This is a genomic window from Arthrobacter sp. R-11, from assembly GCF_049913155.1.
Lineage (GTDB): Bacteria > Actinomycetota > Actinomycetes > Actinomycetales > Micrococcaceae > Arthrobacter.
The window spans coordinates 336,499-357,725 of record NZ_CP183979.1; the positions used below are offsets into that span (position 1 = coordinate 336,499).

The window sequence follows — 21,227 nt, forward strand, 5'->3', positions numbered from 1 at the left end:
CAGCAAATCCCCAAGCAGCAGCAAAGGACCGATCATGGATCAGCCAACAGCCACAAAGCGTCTCGCCCAGACGGCTCTTGCCCAGGAGCAAAGCAAGCATCTGCAGAAATCCCTCGGCCGCTTCGACATCCTGTTGCTGGTGGTCGCGGCCGTCATCTCCGTGGAGGTCCTGGGCCAGGTTTCGGGCTTCGGCGGCGAAACCTTTACTTGGACCCTCATCCTGGCGGTCACCTTCATGGTCCCGTACGGGCTGATCTTCGCGGAGACCGGCGGCGCGTTCACCGAGGAAGGCGGGGTGTACATCTGGACCAAGATGGCCTTCGGCCGCGTGGTTGCCGCCATTACTTCCCTCTTCACCTGGGTCACGCAGCCCGTCTGGGTGGGCGGCGCCATGGCGTTCGTGGCGGTGGAAACCTGGTCCGAGTATGTGGGCCATGTGGAGGCCGGCAGCGTGGGTGACTACCTCTTTAAGCTGGTGTTCATCTGGATCACGGTCACCTCGGCCATCATCAGCCTGAAGCACGGCAAGTGGCTGCCCTCGCTCGGTGCAATCCTCAAGGTTGTGTTCCTGACCTTCTTCATCGTCGTCACGCTGGTCTACGGGCTGCAGCACGGCTTCAACGGCCTGGACCTCGGCTTCTTCTCACCCACCCTCGCCGGTTTCCTCGGCGTGACCCCGCTGCTGCTTTTCTCCTTCCTCGGTTTCGAGTCCGGCAACAGCGCCGCCGGCGAGATGAAGAACCCCGCCAAGGACGTCCCGATCTCCGTGGCGCGTTCCTCCATGATCGCCGCCGCAAGCTACCTGCTGCCGATCCTGGCCATCCTGCTGGTAGTTCCGCTGGAGCAGATCACCGGCATCGGCGGGCTGTTCGGTGCGGTGGCCACGGTCTACACCGTGTTCGGGCCCGTGGCGGAGGCCATGCTCGCGGTTTCGGCCATCATCTTCTGCTTCGTCCTCGTCTCCCAGGGCGCGGCGTGGATGATCATCAGCGACCGCATGCAGGCCATGGCCGCCGCGGACGGCTCGTTCTTCGGCGGCTTCTTCGGCCGCTTCCATCCCAAGCTCGGCACGCCGATCCGCGTCAACACCCTCTCCGGCATAGTGGCCACGCTGTTCATGCTCGCCGCCATGCAGCTCAGCGGCACAAGCAGCGCACTCTTCGGCGTGGTGCTGACCATCGCCATCTCCACCTTCCTCCTCAGCTACCTCCTGGCGATTCCGGCGGCGGTCAGTCTGCGCAGGAAGTACCCGGATACGGTGCGGCCCTTCAAGGTTCCCGTCTCCGACGCCGTGTTCCGTGTGCTGGGCGCCGTCTGCTTCCTCTGGATCCTCATCGGCTCGTGGGTGGCGGTCTTCCCCGGAACCCTGGAGGCCCTCTTCGGGCTGGACTACGACTTCGAAGCGGTCTGGGGCGTTCCGCAGCCGACCTTCGAAGCCTTCGCCCTTGGCACCCTCGGCTGCGTCCTCGCGCTGGGAGTGGTGGGCTACATCCGAGGCAAGAAGGTCCGTGACGCTGCCGGGCAAAGCACCGCTGCTCCCAGTGAAGGCAGGACTACGCTTGGCGTATGACAGCCATTGCGAACGCCCTCACCGCACTCGTCACCGGGGCCACCGCGGGGCTGGGCGCGGAGTTCGCCCGGCAGCTCGCCGAGCAGGGCCACCACCTGATCCTCGTGGCGCGCGACGACGGCCGCCTGCGTGCCGCAGCGGAAGTCCTGGAACGCGATTACAGCATCACGGCTGAGGTGCTTCCCGCGGACCTTGCCGACGACTCCGGAGTGGCCGCCGTCGTCGAGCGTCTCCTGGACGCCTCGCGGCCGGTGGACGTGCTGGTCAACAATGCAGGCATCGGCCTGCTGCACTCGTTCGAGAAGAACAGCGCCGACGACGAAAAACGGCACCTGCGACTCCACGTCCAGACCCCCATGGAACTTTGCCATGCCGCGCTGCAGGGAATGCTGGAGCGCGGCTCGGGCCGGATCATCAATGTGGCCAGTGTGGCGGCGTTCGCCAACCGGGGCAGCTACTCCGCCGCCAAGGCCTGGCAGGTGAGCTTCAGCCGCTGGGCGAACCTCGCCTACGCGGCCCGCGGGGTCAAGGTGACGGCACTCTGCCCGGGCTTCGTCCATACCGAATTCCATGACCGGATGGGGATGGACAAGTCCGTGGCTCCGCGGTGGATGTGGCTCAAGGCGGACCGTGTGGTCAGTGAGGCGCTGGTTGACAATGCAAACGGCAAAGCCATTTCGATTCCCACCAAGCGCTACAAGGTGCTGACCGCCATCGCGCGGGTCCTGCCCGCCCGGCTTACGGCAGGTCCGCCCCGGCGGCCGCTGCCGGCTTCCCGGGACGGCGCCTCCGCGAACGGATAAGGACCACCACGGCGATCCCGGTCAGGGCACCCACCAAGGTTTCGGCGGCGCGCTCTTTGATCATGCGCCCGGGGTCCGTATGCGCTGCGAGCTCCGTCATCAGCAGGATCACGGGCGTGAAGAACACCATGGCCCAGCCGTAGTGCCGGGTCATGAACAGCTCGGTGCAGAACTGGCAGATGATCACCAGCGCCACCAGCACCGCCGTCTCCGGGAGGTACTGCAAGGGGGAGAGCGGGCCCGGGAAGAGTACGATTGCCACCACGCCCAGGCCCAGGAATGTGCCCACAATGCGGTGGATGCCGCGGTTGACGGCGCTGGGCATGTCCGCCCCGGCCAGCGGGACCGCCGCGGCAGCCATCGCCCAGTGCGGATAGCCGCTGCCGCTCAGCACCCCCACCGCTCCGGCGGCACCGACCGCCGTCACGTAGCGGGCGGCATGCACGACGGCGGCCTGCCGGAGTCTCGGAGCCAGTGCCGGGGCGCGGCGCGTGGCGCCGGATTTCCATGTGCGGACCCTGATCCAGCCCGCGAAGCCGACCAGCAGCGAGAACGACGCCGATGCCGCCGCGATCAGCACGGCCACCCCGAAAGGAACTGTCAGGGGAACCGAGGCGCAGGCGCCGAGGGCGAGGATGCCGAAGAACGGCCCGTTGGGTTTGAGCCGCACCCGGTCGGAGTAAATGGAACCCAGCCCGGCCAGGATTGCTTCAACCAGGACCAGCGCCCAGGAATGGATGTGGTTCACGGCGAGGAAGGTCCCTACGGTGACGCCGCCCAGCAGGACCACCGCCGCCTGGAGCTGGTGCTTGAGCCGCCGCTGGTGGCTTTCGTTCCTGCCGTACATTGCGGTGAGGCCGCCGAATACTGCGTACAGCGTGAGCTCGGGCCGGCCGATTGCCAGCAGGAACAGGGTGGGCACCGCCACGCTGAGTGCGACGCGCACGGCGGAGACGCGGTCGTTGTTCGCGGGGCCGATCGAGTTGAGTTCCCGGGCGAGGGAGAGGAGCTTGCGCACCGGGGGATACCGCCGTTCTTCGTGTGACCGGGTCTTCCGGAAAAGTACCAAACGGTGCGGATGCCCCGCTATCAGCCCGGTCACAATGTGCGCAGCATCATGGCAGGATCGCCACATGACGGTCTCGTTTACCTGCCGGACCCTGCTGGCCATGACCCCGGAGCAGGCATTCGACCTCTCCCGCAGCGTTGATGTCCATCTGGGCTCGATGGCCAAGTCCGGGGAACGGGCGGTGGCCGGGGTGACCGCCGGTCTGATGTCCCTGGGTGATGTGGTTACGTGGCGGGCCCGGCACTTCGGACTGCCGGTGCGGATGACCAGCCGGATCACGCAGTTCAGTTTCCCGGATTCCTTCACCGACGAGCAGCAGCGCGGCCCGTTCCGTGCCTTCCGGCACGTGCATGAGTTCCTGCCCGACGGTTCAGGGCCGGCCGGTTCAGGGCCCGACGGCGGCGGCACCCTGGTGGTGGACCATGTCGAGTTCACCGCGCCGTTCGGAGTGCTCGGCCGCCTCGTGGAGAAGGCCTTCCTGGGCCGCTATATGCAGTACCTGATCGAGGAGCGGAACAGGTACCTGCAGGGCCTTGGCCGCTGAGCCGGTGACGACGACGCTATTGATGGCTTCTCACCGCTTTTGTAAAAATATGTAGACTGGTCTACTTTTTCTTCATGGCATCCAAAGGAAACCTGACAAAGGCACGGCTCACAGAGTCCATGCTCGAGCTCATCCAGACCAGCGGCTACAGCGGCACGGGCCTGAATGCTGTGATTGAACACGCCGCAGCACCAAAGGGGTCGATCTATTTCCACTTCCCCGACGGGAAGGAGGGCCTGGGCGTCGCAGCAGTCGGACTCGCCGCGAAGCAGTTCGAGACGCTGATTGCAGAGGCCGCAGTTTCCGCGGGCGGTGCGGCCGAGGCTGCCCGCGCCGCGATTGAGGCCCTGACGACCATCGTCAGCGGGAGCAACTTCCGGCTGGGTTGCCCGGTCTCCGTCGTCACCCTGGAGATGGGCGCGGAGAGCGAGCGACTGCGGCAGGCATGCGCCACCGCCTTCGAGTCGTGGATCGTCCCGACGGCCGCGCTCTTCGAGGCCAATGGAGTTGACGCCGAGGAGGCCCGGTCTCTGGCAACTGTTGTCGTGTCGACGATCGAGGGGGCGGTCATCGTCTCTCGCGCCATGCAGAGCACCCAACCCCTGATTGCGGCCGCTGACGTCGTGGCGGAGCTCATCAACCATCGCTGCCAGACCGTTGAGGGGACACGATGACACGCGCAGCTTCCCGTCACGCCCTGGTCTTCGGGGCCTCGGGACTGGTCGGCCGGCACCTCGTCCTGACCCTTGCCGAGGCTGGTGCGAACGTCACGGCGGCAGTCCGGACCGCCGAGTCCGGAGCGCGTGTCGAGCGATGGCTCAGGGAGCGTGGCCTGACACGGAGCATCAGCACGACGATCGCCGACTTCGATGCACCTGAGATCGTCACGGGCGGCCCATCGGCATTCCCGTCCATCACCGAGATCCACAACTGCGCCGGGTCCTACCGGTTCGGAATGACCGCCCAGGAGGCACGCAGCGCGAACGTCGGCATCGTCGAGAAGCTGATCGATTTCGCCGCGGACCTACCCGAGCTGCAGCGGGTCGTCCACGTGTCGGGCTACCGCGTCGGCGGACAGGATCCCACGACTGTTCCGTGGTCAGACGACCACCGCGCCGCGGTCTACGAGGAACTTGGCGCCTACGAAGCGTCAAAGGTGGAATCCGACGCCATCTTCCAGGCCCGGGCCCTGGCGCGCGGAGTCCCTTGGACCATCGTCAATCCGTCCAGCGTGATCGGTGACAGCGTGACCGGCGAGTCCGACCAGCACATCGGGCTGGCCACCACCATCGAGCAGATCTGGGAAGGCACCGCAGCCGCACTGCCCGGAAACGAAGGGACGTTCCTCCCGGTCGTCACGGTCGACTATCTGGCCGCCTTCATGACGGCAGCAGCGATCGATCCGGCTGCTGCGGGCAAGGCCTACTGGGTCCTTGACGAGGCCACCCCGCCGCTGGCAGAGCTGCTCACGCACGTCGGCCGGCATCTCGGCGGGAAGGTCCCGCGGCTAAGGATTCCGGTCGGTGTAATCAAGCGGCTCCCGCAGTGGCTCACCAAGGCGGATCCGGAGACCCTCGGCTTCCTGTCCGCGGATCGCTATCCGACAGAGTCCGCCGTCGAGTTGGCCGAGAGGCACGGGATCCAGACGCCCGACGTGCTGGTTTCCGTCGAACGTTGGGCCGACCACTTGGCCGCGCATCGCTTCGGTGCCGTCAAGGCTGACGGCCGTCGATTCGTCGACGCCGGCGGTCTGAGGACATTCGAGCTCGGCGTACCCGGATCCAGCCGGGTGATCCTTCCCGGCTTGCCAGTCAACGCAGACACATGGGCCGAAGTGGCGTCGGGGATCGGCGCGCGAGTCGTCGACCTGCCCGGACTCGGCCTCAGCGGCGGATCAGGCGTTCAGGACTGGGAACAGTGGCTGCCCGCTGTGCTGGGTGGGGAAGCTGCTGACCTCATCGGCCATTCCATCGGTGCGGCTGCGGCAGTAGCCGCGGCTGACCGGCTCCCTGCGCAGGTCAAGTCCCTCACGCTCATCGCGCCGTTCTTCCTCCAAGCCCCGATGGGTGCCTTGGCCAGCCTGCGGCCGCTCGTAAGCACCTACTTGCGACACACCGACCCGGCACGACTGTCACACCAACTGACCGGATCGGAGGCGAGCGCGGCTGCTCTCGAGTCCAGTCTCAGTGACCTCAAGCGAAGCAGCGCCAAGAGGGTGGCCGCGCAACTCGCCCTTGCGGGATCGAAGCAGTGGCGTGCCGAACTCCAGGAAGCGCTTGGGCGATTCAGTGGTCCGGTCCGCATCATCACGGGAAGCGACGATCCCATCGCCCCGGGCGCGGTTGAGCAGCTCGAGTCACTTCCGAACGTTGAGCTGATCTCGGTGCCGGGTGCCGGGCACCATCCGCAACTGACCCATAGCGAGGCTCTCGTCGATCTGCTCAAGGGATCGGTCGCGTGAGCAGGACGCCCGAGGTTTCAGCCGCTGACGCAGACCCCTGACGGCTTGGGCCCCTGACGGCTTGGGGGTGGCCGCTATTCCGCCACCAGCTCCACCTCGTAGCCATCAGAGTTGATCAGGAACGCAGCGTAGTGCTCTGGGCCTCCGGCGTGCGGGTACTTGTCCGCGTAGAGCTCGAACCAGTCCGAGTCCACGGCGAGGTCCTTTAGCCGGTCCACGTTCTCGCGGCTGCCGGCATGGAACGCAACGTGGTTCATGCCGGCGTCGGTTCGCCGGTGGATGGTGCTGGTGAGATCCGGGGACTGTTCAACCACGATGTAGGCGGTGCCCAGTTTCCAACTGCAGCCCTTGGCCCACCGCTGAAACGGCGTGTACCCGAGTTCTGCCAGCAGCCAGCCCCATTCGACCACGGCGCGTTCCAAATGCGGGACCCAGATTTCCAGATGGTGCAGGGAACCCACGGAAGAACCCACGGAAGCATCGGCCATCTGCCGAGTCTAAGGCGATGGCCGATGCTTCTGGTAGGAGGCGCCCGGTGGGCGGGGCGAACCGGGACGCCCCTAGGCTACGGCGACGGGTTCCTTCTGGGCGCCCGGCTGCGGGCCGTTGCCAGAAGCTGCCGCATCAACCAGGTCCTCGAAGGGCAGCTCGTCCAGGTCGATCAGCGGGTTCTCGTCCTGGGTGGCCACGAGTTCGCGGGCCTCGGCCGGGGTGTCCACGCTCGGCATGGAGCCAGGCAAAGGACGCTGGGCCGATTCCTTCAGGAAGTAGATGGTGACCGCACCCACCACGGAGGTGCCCATGAGGTAGTAGGCGGGCATCATGTCGTTGCCCGTGCCCTGGATCAGGGCGTCCACGATGAACGGCGTGGTTCCGCCGAAGATCGCCACGGAGAAGTTGTAGGCAATGCCCATTCCGCCGTAACGGCTCGACGTCGGGAACAGGGCCGGGAGCGCCGAGGCCAGGTTGGCGATATAGAAGGTCACCGGGAAGGCGATGAGTGCCAGGCCCGCCAGCGTGGACCAGATCTCGCCGATGCCGATCAGCAGGAACGCGGGAACCGAGAACAGGATGGTGCTCAGCGCGCCGATCCACAGCACGGGTCGGCGGCCGATCCGGTCAGAGAGCTTGCCGGTGAGCGGAATGCAGAGGGCCATGATGACCAGCACGGGGATGGTCAGCAGGGTGCCGTGCACCGGGTCGTAGCCCTTGGACGTGGTGAGGTACGTGGGCATGTAGGAAGTCAGGGCGTAGCCCACCGTGTTGGCTGCGGCGGCGAGGATCATGGCGATCAGGATCTGGCGCCAGTATGCCTTGATGATCCCGATCGGTCCCTTGGCCACGGCGGCGTCGCCGGCAGCGGCCTGCGCGGCGTGGGCTTCCTGGGCGTCGAGGGCGGCCTGGAACTGCGGGGACTCCTCGATCTTGTTCCGGAAGTAGATGGCGATCGCGCCGAGCGGGCCGGCGATCAGGAACGGCAGGCGCCAGCCCCATTCCTCCATGGCCGCCTGGCCCAGGGTCAGCTGCAGGATCGACACCAGGGCGGCGCCGAGGGCGAAGCCGATGTAGGAACCCATGTCCAGGAAGCTTGCGAAGTAGCCGCGGCGCTTGTCCGGCGCGTACTCGCTCACGAACGTGGTGGCGCCGGCGTATTCGCCGCCGGTGGAGAAGCCCTGGACGAGCTTCAGGATCACCAGCAGGGCAGCGGCCCAGATCCCGATCTGCGCGTAGCCGGGCAAGAGCCCGACGGCGAACGTGCTTGCCGCCATGAGCAGCAGGGTCGCGGCGAGCACCTTCTGGCGGCCCACCTTGTCGCCCAGCCAGCCAAACACGACGCCGCCGAGCGGGCGGGCGACGAAGGTGGCGGCGAACGTTCCCAGGAGGAACAGCGTCTGGACCGAGGGGTCGGCTTCGGGAAGGAACACCGGACCCATGGTGGTGATCAGGTAGCCAAAGACACCGACGTCATACCATTCCATGGTGTTGCCGACGATGGTGCCGCCGAGGGCCTTCTTGAGCATCGGCTGGTCCACGACGTTGACGTCGGAAACCTTGAGCCGGCGGCGGACGGGAAACTTCAATTTTGCGGAACCGCGGGATGGGGATGCGGTAAGTCCGGTGGCGTTCCTGGCGCCTTTCGGAGAGTCGGTGATGCTTTGGTCTGTGGGCATTTGGGCCCCTCCTAAGGAGGTCATTTGCTTGCGACGTACAGCTGCCCCGCTCCGGGCAGGGTTTCAATTTTACGGGCCCGGCCGGATTCCCCGGGGTTTTTTCCTTGCCCGCGGAGCGGAATCCGGCGTAGTCTGGGCCCTTTCGTAACGGTGCGCATGGCCCGGATACCCGCGTGATCATGCGGATCTCCGGCCCCTGACATGGACCGTTATCTAATTGTGATCTTTGCGTGCTCATTCCGGGAGGAATCCGAGCACCACCGTCGCATCGAGTTCCTCGGAGTGCAGCACCTCAGGGTGCAGTCCGGCGGCCTCGAAGAGGGACGCCGTCCCCGGCGCCTGCCGTACGCTCGTTTCGATCAGCAGCCGGCCTCCCTGCGCCAGCCACAACGGAGCCTCCGCAACGGTCCGCCGCTGCACCACCAAGCCGTCCGATCCGCCGTCGAGCGCTACCAGCGGCTCATGCAGGCGGGCTTCCTGGGGCATGGTCCCGATGTCCGTCGTGGGCACATAGGGTGCATTGACGAGCAACACGTCCACCCGGCCCCGCAGCGACGGGGGCAGCGCCGCGTAGAGGTCGCCCTCGTGGACCTGCCCGCCGGCTGGCTCGACGTTGCGGCGCGCGCAACGCACGGCGGCGGGATCGATGTCCGCGGCGTGCAGCTCGATTCCCGGAACCTCTGCGGCGAGGGCGGCACCGACCGCGCCAGTACCACAGCAGAGATCGACGACGGCGGAGCCGGGCCGGGCGAACCGCGCACCCAGCTCGACGAGGTACTCCGTGCGGCGGCGCGGGACGAAGACACCGGGATCAACGGCGATGCGCAGGCCGCGGAATCCGGCCCAGCCGAGGACCTGCTCGAGGGGAAAACCCGCGATGCGCTGTTCAGTCATCCGTTCCAGCTCCGCCGGCGAGCCTGCTTCGGCGAGGAGCAGCTCGGCTTCCTCTTCGGCGAAAACGCAGCCCGCGGAACGGAGGCGGAAAGTGAGGCTGGAATGGGTGTGGTGCGCGGGGGATGGGGACATAGGAGAGCCTTTCGGGATACCGAGGGGTGCTCTCCGGCCCGCTTAGGCCCGGCTGGGAAGTGACTGCGGAGGGAGCACCCTTATTGCCATTGCGTTGATGGGTCTCACCTCCTGGATACGGGACCCGGCATGGGTCGTCTGAGTTGCAATGCTAGCCCACCGGCAGGCCTGGGACATGCCCGACGCGGACGGGCGCCGCAGGTCGGAAAAGTCGGGGGTTCACAAGGGCCGGTGAGTCTGCCTAGGGTAGTGGGCATGGGAACACTGATTTTTGAGTAGACCGGCCGGCCCGGGCTCCCCGCGCCGCTGCGTTTGATCCGAACAAAAATCCACGCCTGTTGAGGCCATGCCTCCGCGTCGTTCCCCTTTTCCCGCATCCGCAACCTGTTCCTTAGGTTCCGCAGCAAAAGGTACTTTGAACGCCGCATCTCCGGCACCTCTGACGGCATTTGAAGCTAAGGAGAGCACTGTATGACTGCCGATTCCGCGAACAAGCCCGCCGAGGAGGGCGCTGCCCAGGAGGGCGGCGTCATGTCCAAGCTGAGCGACGCCCAAAAGGCGATGCTGGAACAGAAGTCCCGCGGCGGGTCCGGCCCCGGCTGGCAAAGCACCGGCCGCGGCCACAAGCCGACGCACGCTAGCGGGAAGCTCGCAAAGACCGAAAAGAAGGTCCGCTGGTAGCCCGTCCCGCCGGCAGGAAGTACCCTGAAAACCCTTCGTTTCACCGTGGAAAGGAAGAACAATGGCCGATAATCATGCAGCACAAAACATCAATCCGGAGCTCGCCCAGCACTTGGCCGGAGCCATGGACATGGCCCCGATGCCTGAACGCGCTGCAGTAGCCACCACTCTCGCCTCGGCCGGCGGACAGACCTGGCCGGACGGGAACGGCAAGCGCCGGCACCCCAAGGAACGCGGCACCAGCCACGGCCGTTCGGGCCAGGGCGCTGCTGTGACAGCGGTGCACCGCACCAGCCGTCCGCAGATGCCGCACTCCTCGTAGATCGACCCAAGCAACAGACCGGCCCAACTAGCTCGCAGTTAATGTCGTTTTGAGGGCCCAAAACGACCACTACTGCCAGCTAGTTGGGCCGGCGCACGTCCGAGGGCGACTTGTCCGGCCGCCATCCCCGCCACACCGGATGCCGCATGCGGCCGCTTCCGGTCCAGTCCCCGAACGTCACTTCGCCCACGAGTTCCGGGGAAACCCAGTGCGCGGTGCTCGCATCTTCGGCCGGGATGTCCAGGAACGGCGACTCCGGCCGCTCCAGTTCCTTCACCCGCTTCAGGATGTCGCGCAGCTGCCAGTCCTTGAAGCCGGTGCCGACCCTGCCCGCGAACCGCAGCTTGCCGCCGTCGGGGATTCCCACCAGGAGTGCCCCGATGGTGCCGCGCCGGGCTCCGGCACCCGGCCGCCAACCGCCCAGCACCACTTCCTGGCTTTGTTCAAGCTTGAGCTTGATCCAGGAATGGCTGCGCCGGCCTGGCAGGTAGCGGCTCTCGGCGCGCTTGGCCATGACTCCCTCCAAGCCAAGCTCGGCCGCGCTGGCCAGGATCTCCTCATGGTCGTGGTCCAGGACCTCCGACAGATGCAGCGGACTGCCTTTCCCCGCCCCGCCCGGTTTGGGCAGTCCCTCCATGAAGGACTCCAGCCGCTGGCGGCGTTCCTCCAGGGGCAGGGAAACCAGTTCGCCGCCGTCGTCATACAGCAGGTCGAAGAGCATCAGCTGCACCGGAGCCACGGCGCGGGCGCGTTCCACATCGCCCGGCTTGGTGAGGTTCATCCGCTTCTGCATCTGCTCGAAGCTCGGCCGTCCGTCCTTGCCGAACGCCACGATTTCGCCGTCCGCCACGAAGTCGTATTCGGGCCAGATGGCGGGATCGCTCAGTTCCGGATAGGTGGCCGTCATGTCCTTGCCGGTGCGGCTGCCGAGCCGGAGCTTCCCGTGGGAGCGTGAGACCAGCACCCGGAAACCGTCCCATTTCAGTTCGAAAAGCCAGCGGCTTCCGGCCAGGTCCCCGGCCGTTCCCGCCGTGGCGAGCATCGGTGCGTAGTCCGGCGGTGCGGCGAGGCTGCGCGGGGCGGGGGAGGCTGTGGCGGGGGAGGCTGCCGCCGGAGACGCTTCCTTGGAAACCGCGTGGTGCCCGGGCTGTTCCTTCATCAGGTGGATGAGCCACTGCTTATCCGACTCCCCGGTGCGGATGAGCGCGAAGCGCCGAGTACCGTGCAGCCCGCCGCCCGGCCGGCCGGTGAGGGTGGCGATCACTTCCTTTCCGTCGCGCCATTTTTCGCATTCGTACGTGCCGTTGTCCCAGATGCTCACGGTCCCCGCGCCGTATTCGCCCTTGGGGATGATCCCCTGGAACTGCGCGTATTCGAGCGGGTGGTCCTCGGTGTGCACGGCCAGGTGGTTCTTGTTGGGGGTTTCGGGCACGCCGCGCGGTAGCGCCCAGGAAACCAGCACGCCGTGGTGCTCCAGTCGGAAATCCAGGTGGAAGGCCCGGGCGTGGTGTTCCTGGATCACGAAGATCCCGCCAGCCGGGTTCTCCTCCGCGTCCGCCTGCTTCCCGGCGGGCTGCCCGACGGCGGGGAAGGGTTCGGGGGTCCGGCCCGGATCGCGCTTCCGCACATAGTCGGTGAGCCGCGGGTGCACGCCTGCCGCGCCGCCGTCGTCGTCCTCCCCGCCCGGACCGTCCCCGCCAAGGTGCGCGGGCGGATGCCCGGAAGGCCCCGCCGCCACAGCGGCGAAGGGGTCCTTGCCGTCCTTCACACGTTTCATCACGGCCGTGAAATCCAGGTGCTCGAGCTTGGGGGAGGAAAGCTCCCGCCAGGTGCGTGGCGCCGCCACCATGGGGTGCGGTCGTCCGCGCAGGGAGTACGGCACAATCGTTGTCTTATTCCCGCTGTTCTGGCTCCAGTCCACCAGGACCTTGCCGCCGCGCAGGGTCTTCTTCATGTCGCTCACTACGAGGTCCGGGTGGTCGGATTCGAGGGAACGGGCCAATTCATGCGCGAAGGCCGAAACCTGCTCCCATTTCTGCGTGCCATCCAGCCCTGCGTAGAGGTGGATGCCTTTGCTGCCGCTGGTCACCGGAACCGGGTCCATGCCGACGTCCTTCAGGATGGCGCGTGCGAGTTTGGCCACCTCCACACATTCGTGCAGGCCGGTGCCGGGCCCGGGATCGAGGTCCAGGACGAGGCGGTCCGGATTGAGCATGGTCCCCTCGGCGTCCACCTGCCACTGGGGCACGTGGATTTCCAGGGCGGCGATCTGCGCCAGCCAGGTGAGGGTGGCCAGGTTGTTCACCAGGGGGTAGTCGTTGGTGTGGTCGCTGTGTTGGATGGTCACCCGCGGAACCCACGACGGGGTGGAAGCATCCAGGTTCTTCTGGAAGAACATCTGGCCCGGCTTCTCCGCGGTCCCCACGCCGTTCACCCAGCGCTTGCGGGTTGCCGGCCGGTTGGCGGCCGCCGGGATCAGGAACGGCGCGACGGCGGCGTAGTACTCGAGTACTTCGGCCTTGGTGGTGCCGGTCTCCGGGTAGATGATCTTGCCCAGGTTGGTCAGCGTCAGTTCGCGTCCCTCGACGTTCACGCGCTCCTTCTGGCGCTCTGCCATCTCTTCACCTCCGCCTTGATGTGATGTTCACTTAGTGCATGAGGGCCATTTGGAAGGGTTCTATCGCGTTCGGGCTGGTCAACGTTCCGGTCAAGCTGTATAGCGCCACCGAAGACCACGATGTCAGCCTCCACCAGGTCCACAACAAGGACGGGGGACGCATCCGCTACCAGCGCAAGTGCGAAGTCTGCGGCGAAGTTGTGGCTTATGAGGATATCGACAAGGCCTTCGAAGAGGAAGGCCGCACCGTGGTCCTCACTGCCGCGGACCTGAAGTCCCTTCCGGAGGAGAACAGCCGCGACATTGAGGTGGTGGAATTCGTTCCGGCCGAGCAGTTGGACCCCATCATGTACGAGCGGCCCTACTACCTGGAGCCGGACTCCAAATCGCCCAAGGCCTACATGCTGCTCCTGCGCACCCTGCAGGACACCGAACGGGTGGCGATCGTCCAGTACGCCCTGCGCCAGAAGACCCGGCTGGGCGCCCTGCGGGTGCGCGGCGACGTGCTGATGCTGCAGTCGCTGCTCTGGGACGACGAGGTCCGGGAGGCCGACTTCCCGGCGCTGGATTCGGACATCAGGATCTCGGACAAGGAACTGGAGATGTCCTCGGCGCTGGTCGATTCCATGGCCCGCGACTTCGACCCCGAGGCGTACACGGACGACTACCAGGTGCAGCTCCGCCAACTCATCGAGGCGAAACTTGAACGCGGCGATTCGCTGGACACCGAAGAGACCTTCGGCGTGCAGGCCGCCGAAGGCGAAGGCGGCGAAGTCATCGACCTCATGGAGGCGCTGAAACGCAGCCTGGACAAGAAGCGCGGCGGTGCTGCCGCTGGTTCCAAGTCTGCCGGTGCGCCGAAGACTGCCGGCAGGGCGAAGTCGAAGGAAGCCGCCGCGGAAGAGAAGGCGCCCGCCAAGCAACGGGCCCGCGCCAAGAAGGCCTGAGCCTCCACGCACCTCACGCCCCGGTCTCGTGGTGCGGTTCGGCCACCGGCTTCGACTCGGGCGAACCACGCTCGCGCAGGAAGACTGAGGCGCCTACAAGAACAGCGACCGCCAGGAATTCACTTTGCCAGTTCTGGAAAGACTCAAACCAGAACTGGCTGGTTGCCATGAATTCCCAGGTGGAGACCGCCGGCATCCCGTGGGCCAGTTGTTCCTCGCTGTAGGCCGCCGCTCCGCCCGTGGCGTGCATGAGGATCGAGCCGATGAACAGGATCACCAGCAGGCTGGACAAGGAGTGCTCGTAGACAACCAGGATCCAGCCGCCCTTACGGACCGGCCACGGCGTGTTCGGGTTGATTTCCGCCTTGCGCGGGTCTTCATCCTGTGCCGCCTTTTTGCCGATCGGCTTGGACTCCGATGAGCCTTTCTGGAAAAGGAAGATCGTCAGCACCACGTACATGGCCATCTGCAGGAATTCGGATTCCCAGTTTTCAAAAACGGCCTCTACGAACTGCCCGGTCTGCAGATAGCCGAAGATGCTTACCGGCTGCTGGCCATGCGTCAGCTGGTCGTCGTTGTAAGCGGATGCGCCGGAGACCACCATGCCGCCAAGGAAGACGACAAATAGTCCGGCGTTGACCAGAAGCAGTCCGTTGTTCTTCAACCATCGGGGCATGTCTTCTCCTAAAGGCCGGATCCGGGCGGGCGCCGCGAGCGGTAGCTGAGCCACAACGGCACGGCGAGCAGCAGGACCAGAAGCACCAAAACTATTGCCCCGCCTGCGATCAGCGCGGCACCCCGGCCGGCAACGACGTCGAACACCAACAGCGCGGTGCCCACGATCAGCACCGCCACCCCGCACAGGGCGCTCTTGGCCATGAAGTCGGCACTGGCGACGAGCACGGATTTGAGCCGCTTCCGGAACAGCCGCCGGTGCACGCTCACCGGCAGGAGGATCAGCGCCGTGGTGAGTGCCGCCACCATCACGTTGAACAAGTACAGGCCCACCTGGAAGGAATCCAGGGTTTCGAATTTCGCCTGGAACGGCAGCGTCAGCAGAAAGCCTGCCAGGATCTGGACGCCTGTTTGGAGCACCCTGAGTTCCTGGAGGAGTTCCATCCAGTTGCGGTCGAGTTTCTGGTTCGGAGACTCGCCGCGGTCGTCATCTTCCGGAATCCATGTTTCGTCCATGTGGCAACCTCCGCTGCGCCTGGGGTTCACGCTATGGGGTGACGGCGCGGAATTCAATGGGAAGCTAAGCCTGCTGAGTATTTTTCCCACGAGGCTGGACTCCGCGCCGACCGGCCGTTAGCGTCGGGAGTGCTGGAGATAAACGCCAACTCAAATTGGAGGAAGCGATGAGCAGCACTTTCCCTTCGCCGGTCCAACCCGACGGGCAGCTTCCCGGGGGCGGGGGCCCGCCTGCCATACCGCCCGACGCCGGGGACCCGCCGTCGCCGTTCGGGCCGCCGTCGCCGTTCCCGCCGGAGCCCCTGCCGCCGGACCCCGATACCCAGCCGCCGCCCTTCGAGCCGCCGCTGCCGCCGGGCGAGCCGCCGCTGCCGCCCGATCCGGGGCCGTTCCCCGCGCCCCCGGGCCCGGATACTTTCCCGGTGCCCGGCGATCCGGACGCGGCGCCGCCTGAGCCGCAGCCGGGGCCGGAGCGCGGCTAGGCGGGCAGCTCCATCCGGAATCCGCAGCTGCACTGGAGCACCTTGGTCTTCAAGTAGACATCGAGCAGGTCCGCGGCCGGGTCTGGCCCCGGATCGTCGGTGAGGATCGGGGCGTGCAGGCTTCGGTGGGCGGAGCCGGCCAGTTGCATCGGCCGTCCGCAGTGGACGTATTCGCCGCCGAATTGCAGGACGCCGATAGTGTTTCCGCGTTCGTTGAGGATGGCGGCTGCCTCCAGGAAGATGGCGGTGTGCGCGTAGAAGGTGTCGCATTCCACGCAGATGTAGGCGATGTCGACAAGCCCGTCGACGGGAGGTTTGAGGGGTTCGATGCTGTCCAGGATGAGGTGGTCGGTGGTGTTGCAGTTCCCGCACCAGATGGGCTCCGCGTTCGGTTGCGGCGCCTCGTTGGGAGACGCGGGATGGGAAATCGTCGACATTGACCGGTTCCTTTCGGTTGTCCGAACCTTCTCAGCGCCGCTTCGAAAACGCACCTGCGGGCTGGCCCAGATGCCAACATATTACTAGTAAGCATGCTTACTAAACCAGAGTCGTGGACGTAAGCTGGCAAGTGGCCCGCACCGTGGATCCCGCGCACTTGCTGGCTTGGCACTGGATCAGCATCTTGAGAGGAAGACATGAAGGCATCGCAAACCCTGGCAACAAACCTGCAGATGGTCCTGACGGATCTGATCGAACTCCAACTCCAGGGGAAGCAGGCGCACTGGAACATCGTGGGCCCCAACTTCAGGGACCTGCACTTGCAACTGGATGAACTCGTCGCGGCCACCCGGGCCTTCGCCGACGAAACAGCCGAACGGATGAGGGCCCTGCACGCCCTGCCGGACGGCCGCAGCGCCACCGTTGCGAAAGGGACAAGGCTGGAGCCCTTCCCCGAAGGGCTCACCGCAACCAAGGACGCCGTCAAGCTGATCACCGCACGGGTCGAGCGGACCGTACAGACCATGCGCGATGTCCATGACCAGGTGGACGAGGAAGACCCGACGACGGCGGACCTGCTGCACGCGGTCATCTCCCGGCTTGAGCAACTCGCGTGGATGATCAGCGCAGAGACCATGACGGCGGGTGCCGCGGTGGCGGAGCCGGCGCAGGACTGATCGGGAGACCCTTCCAGCAAAACACAAAGAGCGTGCCTTCCCCGCGGGGAAGGCACGCTCTTTTGCTTAGAACGGTGGGGCCCTATTCGGCGTCGTGGTCCGTTTCGAGGATCTTGACGAGCTTGTCGAGGGCTTCGTCGGCCCCGGTGCCTTCGGCGCGCAGGACCACCACGTCGCCCTGGGCTGCGCCGAGGCTCATGAGGGAGAGGATGGAGGCGGCGTCCATGGCTTCGTCGGCGGGTTCGCCCTGGCGGGCGATGGTGACCTCGAGGTCGAGTTCGCCGGCGGCTTCGGCGAAGATCGCGGCGGGGCGGGCGTGGAGGCCGACGCGGCTGGCGATAGTGGCGGTACGTTCAGGCATAGTGTGTTCTCCTTGCTGGTTCGGTGGCTGTTAGAGGCCGAGGTCGTTCAGGACGGGCAGGTGTTCGCGGACGGTGTGGCGGGCGGCGGCCGCGCTGGGTGCGGCGAGGGCGGTGTGGGCCAGGTGTTGGGCCTGGCTGAGCGTGACGGTCTTCAGGACCGCGGCGACGCCGGCCAAGGCCCGGGGCGACATGGAGAGGGTGGTGACACCGAGTCCGACAAGCACAACTGCCAGGGCGGGGTCGGCCGCTGCCTCTCCGCAGACGCCGACGGGTTTCGCGTGGCCGCTCGCGGCTGCGGCGGTGGCGGCGCCGTCGGCGGTGAGCTTGACCAGGTTCAGGACGGCAGGCTGCCAAGGGTCGTTCAGGGTGGCGAGGGGACCGAGCTGGCGGTCGGCGGCCATCGCGTATTGGGTGAGGTCATTGGTGCCCAGCGACGCGAAGGAGACTTCGCGGAGCACGGCATTCGCGGTCAGCGCTGCGGAGGGCACTTCGACCATGACGCCGGGGGTTTTCAGCCCGGCATCGGCGCACAGCGATGCGAAGTGTGCGGCCTCGTCCGCGGTGGAGATCATGGGGGCCATGACCCAGACCTCGGCCTCGTGGGCTGCTTCTGCGGCGGCGATGGCCTGCAGCTGGCGCCCCAGCACCCCGGGGCTGGTGAGGTCGGTACGGTAGCCGCGTACGCCCAGGGCAGGGTTGGGTTCTTCGGCGTTGGTGAGGAAGGGCAGGGGTTTGTCTGCACCGGCGTCCAGGGTGCGGACCACGACTTTCTTCCCGGGGAAGGCGGCGAACACGGCACCGTAGGCCTGGATTTGTTCCTCGATGGTGGGTTCGGTGTCGCGGTCCAGGAAGCAGAACTCGGTGCGGAGCAGGCCGACGCCCTCGGCACCGGCAGCGGCGGCCTTGACGGCGTCGGCACCGGTGCCCACGTTCGCCAGGAGCGGGACACGATAGCCGTCGGCGAGGGCGTTGTCACCGGTGAACGCGGCCAGGGTGGACGCCTGGGTGGCCCAGGCCTTCGCTGCGATCCGGAGGTCTTCGCCGGGTTCCACCGTGATGGTGCCGGCGGCGCCGTCCACATACACCTCGGTGTTGTCGGCGATCCCGTCCACGCCGGTGGCGGCGACGACGGCGGGCAGGCCCAGGGCGCGGGCCAGGATCGCGGTGTGCGACTGCGGCCCGCCGCCGGAGGTGATGAGGGCGATGACCTTGCTCGGGTCCAGGGTGGCCGTGTCGGCCGGGGCGAGGTCTTCGGCAGCCAGGATGAAGGGTTCCGCGGAGGCCGGGATGCCCGGGGCCGGCAGGCCCCGCAGCTCCGAGACGATCCGGGCCCGGACATCCAGGACGTCGGCGACGCGTTCGGCCATGTACCCGCCGAGGCTTTTCAGGGTGTCGGCCACCGTGGCGGCGGCCTCCCAGACGGCGCGCTCTGCAGTACGCGCGCCGCCGGGGGTTTCGGGCTTGAGCAGCTTGACCGCGGACTTGATCAGCATCGGATCCGCTGCCATCAACGCCGTGGCCTCAAGGACCTCCTTGCCTTCGCCCGACGCAGTCGCTGCACGGGCACGGAGCTCGGACTGGACGGCCTTGGCCGCGTCCTTCACCCGGGCCGCCTGCGATTCGACAGTGACATCCCCGGGGATGTTCACGTTCGCGTGGGGTTCCTGCACCGGTTTGGGCATCTGCCGCACGGGGCCCAAAACCCGGCCCGGAGCGACACCAACACCTGAAAAGGTCTGCATGGATTAGTCCTCTAGTTGCTTTCTAACGGCGTTGTCAGGCTGCTGCCGCAACAGTATCAACGGTCTTCTTCACTGCCCAGCGCTTGAGCGCGATGAGCAGGAGCGCTGTGACAACGACGCCGACGGCAATCGACAGCAGGAACAGGAGGAAGTTGTCGATAGCGAAACCTACGAAGACGCCGCCGTGGGGAGCCTTCGAACCCACCGCGAAGGCCATGGACAGGGCACCGGTCACGGCACCGCCCACCATGCTGGCGGGGATGACGCGCAGCGGGTCGGCTGCCGCGAAGGGGATGGCGCCTTCGGAGATGAAGGACAGTCCAAGCAGCCAGGCTGCCTTGCCGTTTTCACGCTCGGCCAAGGAGAAGCCCTTCTTGTCCAGGACGGTGGAGGCAAGAGCCATGGCGAGCGGCGGAACCATGCCGGCAGCCATGACAGCGGCCATGATCTGCCACGGGGCCTGGTTGGTGACCGAAGCGGTACCCAGGCCGGCGACGGCGAAGGAGTAGGCCACCTTGTTGACCGGGCCGCCGAGGTCGAAGCACATCATGAGGCCGAGGATGATACCGAGCAGGATGGCACCGGCGCCGGTCAGTCCCGAGAGGCCGTCATTCAGGGCCTTGGTTAGCTGGGCGATCGGTCCGCCGAGGACCAGGAACATCAGGCCGGAGGCCACGAGGGAAGCCAGCAGCGGGATGATGACCACGGGCATCAGGCCTCGCAGCCAGCGGGCCACGTTGAGCTTGCCGAGCTGGTGGGCGATGTAGCCGGCCAGCAGGCCGCCGACGATGCCGCCAAGGAAGCCGGCACCCATGAAGCCGGAGACTGCACCCGCCACGAAGCCGGGGGCAATGCCGGGCCGGTCCGCGATGGCGTAGGCGATGTAGCCGGCCAGGGCCGGAACCAGGAAGCCGAGGGACAAAGCGCCGATCTTGAACAGCACCGCGCCAAGGTAGGCACCCAGCGGTCCCCAGGCGAGGGCCGGGTATTCGGTGGGCAGGTTGAAGAGGTTGTTCTGGGCGAGCATCTTGTCGGCGAAGCCGGTGATGTCGTAGCCGCCCAGGAGGAAGCCAAGGGCGATCAGCAGGCCGCCGCCGGCCACGAACGGGATCATGTACGAGACGCCGGTGAGGAGTGCCTTCTTCAGCTTCTGGCCGATGTGCTCGCCCTTTTCTTCGGCCTGACGCTCAGCCTCGTCCTCGGCACCGGCGTGCGGAACGCGGTGGGCGCGGGGGTCCTCGATGGCGGCGAGGGCTTCGTACACCATCTTCTCCGGCTCGTCGATGCCGCGCTTGACAGGAGCGTTGATGACCGGCTTGCCGGCGAAGCGCTCCTTGCCGCGGACGTCGACGTCGACGGCGAAGATCACGGCGTCTGCCGCTGCGATCACCGCCGGGTCCAGCGGCTTGGCGCCGGAGGATCCCTGGGTCTCAACCTGCAGGTCCACGCCGATTTCCTTGGCTGCGGCCACCAGCGAGTCGGCAGCCATGTAGGTGTGGGCGATGCCGGTGGGGCAGGCGGTGACGGCCACAATGCGCCTCGGGCCGGCCGGGCTTCCAGCGCCGCCGATCGGGGCCGGGGCCGCGCCGGGCGCTGCGAAGCCGGCGGATTCCGCGCCTACAGCGGCGGCGACGGGCGCCGTCACTGCTTCGGCAACGTGGGCGGCAGGCTTGTCGGCGAGGGCGCCCTCCACCAGTTCCACGATTTCCTGGGGGGTGGAAGCCGCACGCAGGGCTGCGGTGAAGTCCTTCTTGATCAGCGAACGGGCCAGCTTGGAGAGCAGTTTCAGGTGCTCCTGGTCGGCGCCGTCGGGGGCTGCGATGAAGAAGATGAGGTCGGCGGGGCCGTCCTTGGCACCGAAGTCCACCTTCTGCGACAGGCGGGCCATGGCCAGCGACGGCACCGTCACGGCCGCGGAGCGGCAGTGCGGGATCGCGATGCCGCCGGGCACGCCGGTGGCGGTCTTGGACTCGCGGGCGAAGGCATCGGCGAACAGGCCTTCCACCTCGGTGGCGCGACCGGCGTCGGTCACTTTGCCTGCCAGGAAACGGATGACGTCGGCGGGAGCCTCGCCGAGATTCTGGTCGAGGGCGACCAATTGGGGGTTGATGAGCTCTGTCACTG

Annotated in this window: 21 protein-coding genes; 10 read left to right on the forward strand and 11 right to left on the reverse strand. The window is 66.6% G+C overall.

The window, feature by feature from the left end:
• Positions 1 to 34 precede the first annotated feature (34 nt).
• Both ACN9M4_RS01475 and ACN9M4_RS01480 read left to right on the forward strand, forming a co-directional pair.
• Positions 35 to 1,570 (forward strand): APC family permease, encoded by a 1,536-nt coding sequence (locus ACN9M4_RS01475; RefSeq protein ID WP_426301678.1) that lies wholly within the window; start codon positions 35 to 37, stop codon positions 1,568 to 1,570.
• Positions 1,567 to 2,373, forward strand: coding sequence for an SDR family NAD(P)-dependent oxidoreductase (locus ACN9M4_RS01480; protein WP_426301680.1), 807 nt, complete (start codon positions 1,567 to 1,569; stop codon positions 2,371 to 2,373). The genes ACN9M4_RS01475 and ACN9M4_RS01480 overlap by 4 nt, the downstream gene beginning before the upstream one ends.
• Here ACN9M4_RS01480 and ACN9M4_RS01485 read toward each other — a convergent pair.
• Positions 2,309 to 3,391 carry an FUSC family protein gene (locus ACN9M4_RS01485; protein WP_426301682.1) on the reverse strand — a complete coding sequence of 361 codons (1,083 nt, stop codon included), beginning with the start codon at positions 3,389 to 3,391 and terminating at the stop codon, positions 2,309 to 2,311. The two genes, ACN9M4_RS01480 and ACN9M4_RS01485, sit on opposite strands and share 65 nt — an antisense overlap.
• Positions 3,392 to 3,506: 115 nt before the next feature.
• Between ACN9M4_RS01485 and ACN9M4_RS01490 the strand changes: the two genes are divergently transcribed.
• From ACN9M4_RS01490 to ACN9M4_RS01500, 3 genes are all read left to right on the forward strand, one after another.
• Positions 3,507 to 3,986, forward strand: a complete 480-nt coding sequence (locus ACN9M4_RS01490) for an SRPBCC family protein (RefSeq protein ID WP_426301684.1) — start codon at positions 3,507 to 3,509, stop codon at positions 3,984 to 3,986.
• A gap of 74 nt (positions 3,987 to 4,060) precedes the next feature.
• Positions 4,061 to 4,660, forward strand: a complete 600-nt coding sequence (locus tag ACN9M4_RS01495) for a TetR/AcrR family transcriptional regulator (RefSeq protein WP_426301686.1) — start codon at positions 4,061 to 4,063, stop codon at positions 4,658 to 4,660.
• Entirely contained in the window at positions 4,657 to 6,447 is a 1,791-nt protein-coding gene (locus ACN9M4_RS01500) for an alpha/beta fold hydrolase (RefSeq protein ID WP_426301688.1), read from the forward strand. The genes ACN9M4_RS01495 and ACN9M4_RS01500 overlap by 4 nt, the downstream gene beginning before the upstream one ends.
• 74 nt (positions 6,448 to 6,521) lie before the next feature.
• Here the strand turns inward: ACN9M4_RS01500 and ACN9M4_RS01505 are convergent, their stop codons facing one another.
• The 3 genes from ACN9M4_RS01505 to ACN9M4_RS01515 form a co-directional block, all read right to left on the reverse strand.
• On the reverse strand, positions 6,522 to 6,935 hold the full coding sequence (locus ACN9M4_RS01505) for a VOC family protein (RefSeq protein ID WP_426301690.1): 414 nt from the start codon (positions 6,933 to 6,935) through the stop codon (positions 6,522 to 6,524).
• Positions 6,936 to 7,007: 72 nt separating this feature from the next.
• The gene (locus tag ACN9M4_RS01510) at positions 7,008 to 8,618 is read right to left on the reverse strand and encodes an MFS transporter (RefSeq protein WP_426301692.1); all 1,611 of its coding nucleotides are present in this window, start codon (positions 8,616 to 8,618) and stop codon (positions 7,008 to 7,010) included.
• Between the two features lie 234 nt (positions 8,619 to 8,852).
• Positions 8,853 to 9,644, reverse strand: coding sequence for a putative protein N(5)-glutamine methyltransferase (locus ACN9M4_RS01515; RefSeq protein ID WP_426301694.1), 792 nt, complete (start codon positions 9,642 to 9,644; stop codon positions 8,853 to 8,855).
• Positions 9,645 to 10,115: 471 nt separating this feature from the next.
• On the opposite strand from ACN9M4_RS01515, the gene ACN9M4_RS01520 reads away from it, so the two are divergent.
• Positions 10,116 to 10,325 carry a hypothetical protein gene (locus tag ACN9M4_RS01520; RefSeq protein WP_426301696.1) on the forward strand — a complete coding sequence of 70 codons (210 nt, stop codon included), beginning with the start codon at positions 10,116 to 10,118 and terminating at the stop codon, positions 10,323 to 10,325.
• 61 nt (positions 10,326 to 10,386) lie between these two features.
• The gene (locus tag ACN9M4_RS01525; protein WP_426301698.1) at positions 10,387 to 10,647 is read left to right on the forward strand and encodes a hypothetical protein; all 261 of its coding nucleotides are present in this window, start codon (positions 10,387 to 10,389) and stop codon (positions 10,645 to 10,647) included.
• Positions 10,648 to 10,726: 79 nt separating this feature from the next.
• On the opposite strand, the gene ACN9M4_RS01530 is transcribed toward ACN9M4_RS01525, so the two are convergent.
• On the reverse strand, positions 10,727 to 13,264 hold the full coding sequence (locus ACN9M4_RS01530; RefSeq protein ID WP_426301700.1) for an ATP-dependent DNA ligase: 2,538 nt from the start codon (positions 13,262 to 13,264) through the stop codon (positions 10,727 to 10,729).
• 38 nt (positions 13,265 to 13,302) lie between these two features.
• Here ACN9M4_RS01530 and ACN9M4_RS01535 point away from each other — a divergent pair, with 38 nt between their 5' ends.
• On the forward strand, positions 13,303 to 14,211 hold the full coding sequence (locus ACN9M4_RS01535; protein WP_426301702.1) for a Ku protein: 909 nt from the start codon (positions 13,303 to 13,305) through the stop codon (positions 14,209 to 14,211).
• A gap of 13 nt (positions 14,212 to 14,224) precedes the next feature.
• Here ACN9M4_RS01535 and ACN9M4_RS01540 read toward each other — a convergent pair whose 3' ends face one another.
• Both ACN9M4_RS01540 and ACN9M4_RS01545 read right to left on the reverse strand, forming a co-directional pair.
• A complete protein-coding gene (locus tag ACN9M4_RS01540) occupies positions 14,225 to 14,887 on the reverse strand; it encodes a DUF6766 family protein (RefSeq protein ID WP_426301704.1) in 663 nt (220 codons plus the stop codon).
• 8 nt (positions 14,888 to 14,895) lie between these two features.
• On the reverse strand, positions 14,896 to 15,402 hold the full coding sequence (locus ACN9M4_RS01545) for a DUF6328 family protein (protein ID WP_426301706.1): 507 nt from the start codon (positions 15,400 to 15,402) through the stop codon (positions 14,896 to 14,898).
• A gap of 167 nt (positions 15,403 to 15,569) precedes the next feature.
• On the opposite strand from ACN9M4_RS01545, the gene ACN9M4_RS01550 reads away from it, so the two are divergent.
• Positions 15,570 to 15,884 (forward strand): hypothetical protein, encoded by a 315-nt coding sequence (locus tag ACN9M4_RS01550; protein WP_426301708.1) that lies wholly within the window; start codon positions 15,570 to 15,572, stop codon positions 15,882 to 15,884.
• Here the strand turns inward: ACN9M4_RS01550 and ACN9M4_RS01555 are convergent.
• Positions 15,881 to 16,321: a hypothetical protein gene (locus ACN9M4_RS01555; RefSeq protein ID WP_426301710.1), complete on the reverse strand. Its 441-nt coding sequence runs from the start codon at positions 16,319 to 16,321 to the stop codon at positions 15,881 to 15,883. The genes ACN9M4_RS01550 and ACN9M4_RS01555 overlap by 4 nt on opposite strands.
• Positions 16,322 to 16,519: 198 nt before the next feature.
• On the opposite strand from ACN9M4_RS01555, the gene ACN9M4_RS01560 reads away from it, so the two are divergent.
• Positions 16,520 to 16,999, forward strand: a complete 480-nt coding sequence (locus tag ACN9M4_RS01560) for a Dps family protein (protein WP_426301712.1) — start codon at positions 16,520 to 16,522, stop codon at positions 16,997 to 16,999.
• 82 nt (positions 17,000 to 17,081) lie between these two features.
• On the opposite strand, the gene ACN9M4_RS01565 is transcribed toward ACN9M4_RS01560, so the two are convergent.
• Genes ACN9M4_RS01565 through ACN9M4_RS01575 form a run of 3 tightly spaced genes read right to left on the reverse strand, consistent with a single transcriptional unit; the run spans position 17,082 to position 21,225 of the window.
• Positions 17,082 to 17,360 carry an HPr family phosphocarrier protein gene (locus ACN9M4_RS01565; RefSeq protein ID WP_426301714.1) on the reverse strand — a complete coding sequence of 93 codons (279 nt, stop codon included), beginning with the start codon at positions 17,358 to 17,360 and terminating at the stop codon, positions 17,082 to 17,084.
• Positions 17,361 to 17,390: 30 nt separating this feature from the next.
• Positions 17,391 to 19,103, reverse strand: coding sequence for a phosphoenolpyruvate--protein phosphotransferase (ptsP, locus tag ACN9M4_RS01570; protein ID WP_426301716.1), 1,713 nt, complete (start codon positions 19,101 to 19,103; stop codon positions 17,391 to 17,393).
• 34 nt (positions 19,104 to 19,137) lie between these two features.
• Positions 19,138 to 21,225 carry a PTS fructose transporter subunit IIABC gene (locus tag ACN9M4_RS01575; protein WP_426301718.1) on the reverse strand — a complete coding sequence of 696 codons (2,088 nt, stop codon included), beginning with the start codon at positions 21,223 to 21,225 and terminating at the stop codon, positions 19,138 to 19,140.
• Positions 21,226 to 21,227: the final 2 nt, after the last annotated feature.

What these genes read in the sequence shown, in the direction of transcription:
- ptsP (WP_426301716.1), bottom strand. Translation starts at nt 19,103, where the DNA reads ATGCAGACCTTTTCAGGTGTTGGTGTCGCTCCGGGCCGGGTTTTGGGC.
- ACN9M4_RS01555 (WP_426301710.1), bottom strand. Translation starts at nt 16,321, where the DNA reads ATGTCGACGATTTCCCATCCCGCGTCTCCCAACGAGGCGCCGCAACCG.
- ACN9M4_RS01550 (WP_426301708.1), top strand. Translation starts at nt 15,570, where the DNA reads ATGAGCAGCACTTTCCCTTCGCCGGTCCAACCCGACGGGCAGCTTCCC.
- ACN9M4_RS01505 (WP_426301690.1), bottom strand. Translation starts at nt 6,935, where the DNA reads ATGGCCGATGCTTCCGTGGGTTCTTCCGTGGGTTCCCTGCACCATCTG.
- ACN9M4_RS01525 (WP_426301698.1), top strand. Translation starts at nt 10,387, where the DNA reads ATGGCCGATAATCATGCAGCACAAAACATCAATCCGGAGCTCGCCCAG.
- ACN9M4_RS01510 (WP_426301692.1), bottom strand. Translation starts at nt 8,618, where the DNA reads ATGCCCACAGACCAAAGCATCACCGACTCTCCGAAAGGCGCCAGGAAC.
- ACN9M4_RS01565 (WP_426301714.1), bottom strand. Translation starts at nt 17,360, where the DNA reads ATGCCTGAACGTACCGCCACTATCGCCAGCCGCGTCGGCCTCCACGCC.
- ACN9M4_RS01535 (WP_426301702.1), top strand. Translation starts at nt 13,303, where the DNA reads ATGAGGGCCATTTGGAAGGGTTCTATCGCGTTCGGGCTGGTCAACGTT.
- ACN9M4_RS01475 (WP_426301678.1), top strand. Translation starts at nt 35, where the DNA reads ATGGATCAGCCAACAGCCACAAAGCGTCTCGCCCAGACGGCTCTTGCC.
- ACN9M4_RS01560 (WP_426301712.1), top strand. Translation starts at nt 16,520, where the DNA reads ATGAAGGCATCGCAAACCCTGGCAACAAACCTGCAGATGGTCCTGACG.
- ACN9M4_RS01480 (WP_426301680.1), top strand. Translation starts at nt 1,567, where the DNA reads ATGACAGCCATTGCGAACGCCCTCACCGCACTCGTCACCGGGGCCACC.
- ACN9M4_RS01495 (WP_426301686.1), top strand. Translation starts at nt 4,061, where the DNA reads ATGGCATCCAAAGGAAACCTGACAAAGGCACGGCTCACAGAGTCCATG.
- ACN9M4_RS01545 (WP_426301706.1), bottom strand. Translation starts at nt 15,402, where the DNA reads ATGGACGAAACATGGATTCCGGAAGATGACGACCGCGGCGAGTCTCCG.
- ACN9M4_RS01515 (WP_426301694.1), bottom strand. Translation starts at nt 9,644, where the DNA reads ATGTCCCCATCCCCCGCGCACCACACCCATTCCAGCCTCACTTTCCGC.
- ACN9M4_RS01530 (WP_426301700.1), bottom strand. Translation starts at nt 13,264, where the DNA reads ATGGCAGAGCGCCAGAAGGAGCGCGTGAACGTCGAGGGACGCGAACTG.
- ACN9M4_RS01490 (WP_426301684.1), top strand. Translation starts at nt 3,507, where the DNA reads ATGACGGTCTCGTTTACCTGCCGGACCCTGCTGGCCATGACCCCGGAG.
- ACN9M4_RS01500 (WP_426301688.1), top strand. Translation starts at nt 4,657, where the DNA reads ATGACACGCGCAGCTTCCCGTCACGCCCTGGTCTTCGGGGCCTCGGGA.
- ACN9M4_RS01540 (WP_426301704.1), bottom strand. Translation starts at nt 14,887, where the DNA reads ATGCCCCGATGGTTGAAGAACAACGGACTGCTTCTGGTCAACGCCGGA.
- ACN9M4_RS01520 (WP_426301696.1), top strand. Translation starts at nt 10,116, where the DNA reads ATGACTGCCGATTCCGCGAACAAGCCCGCCGAGGAGGGCGCTGCCCAG.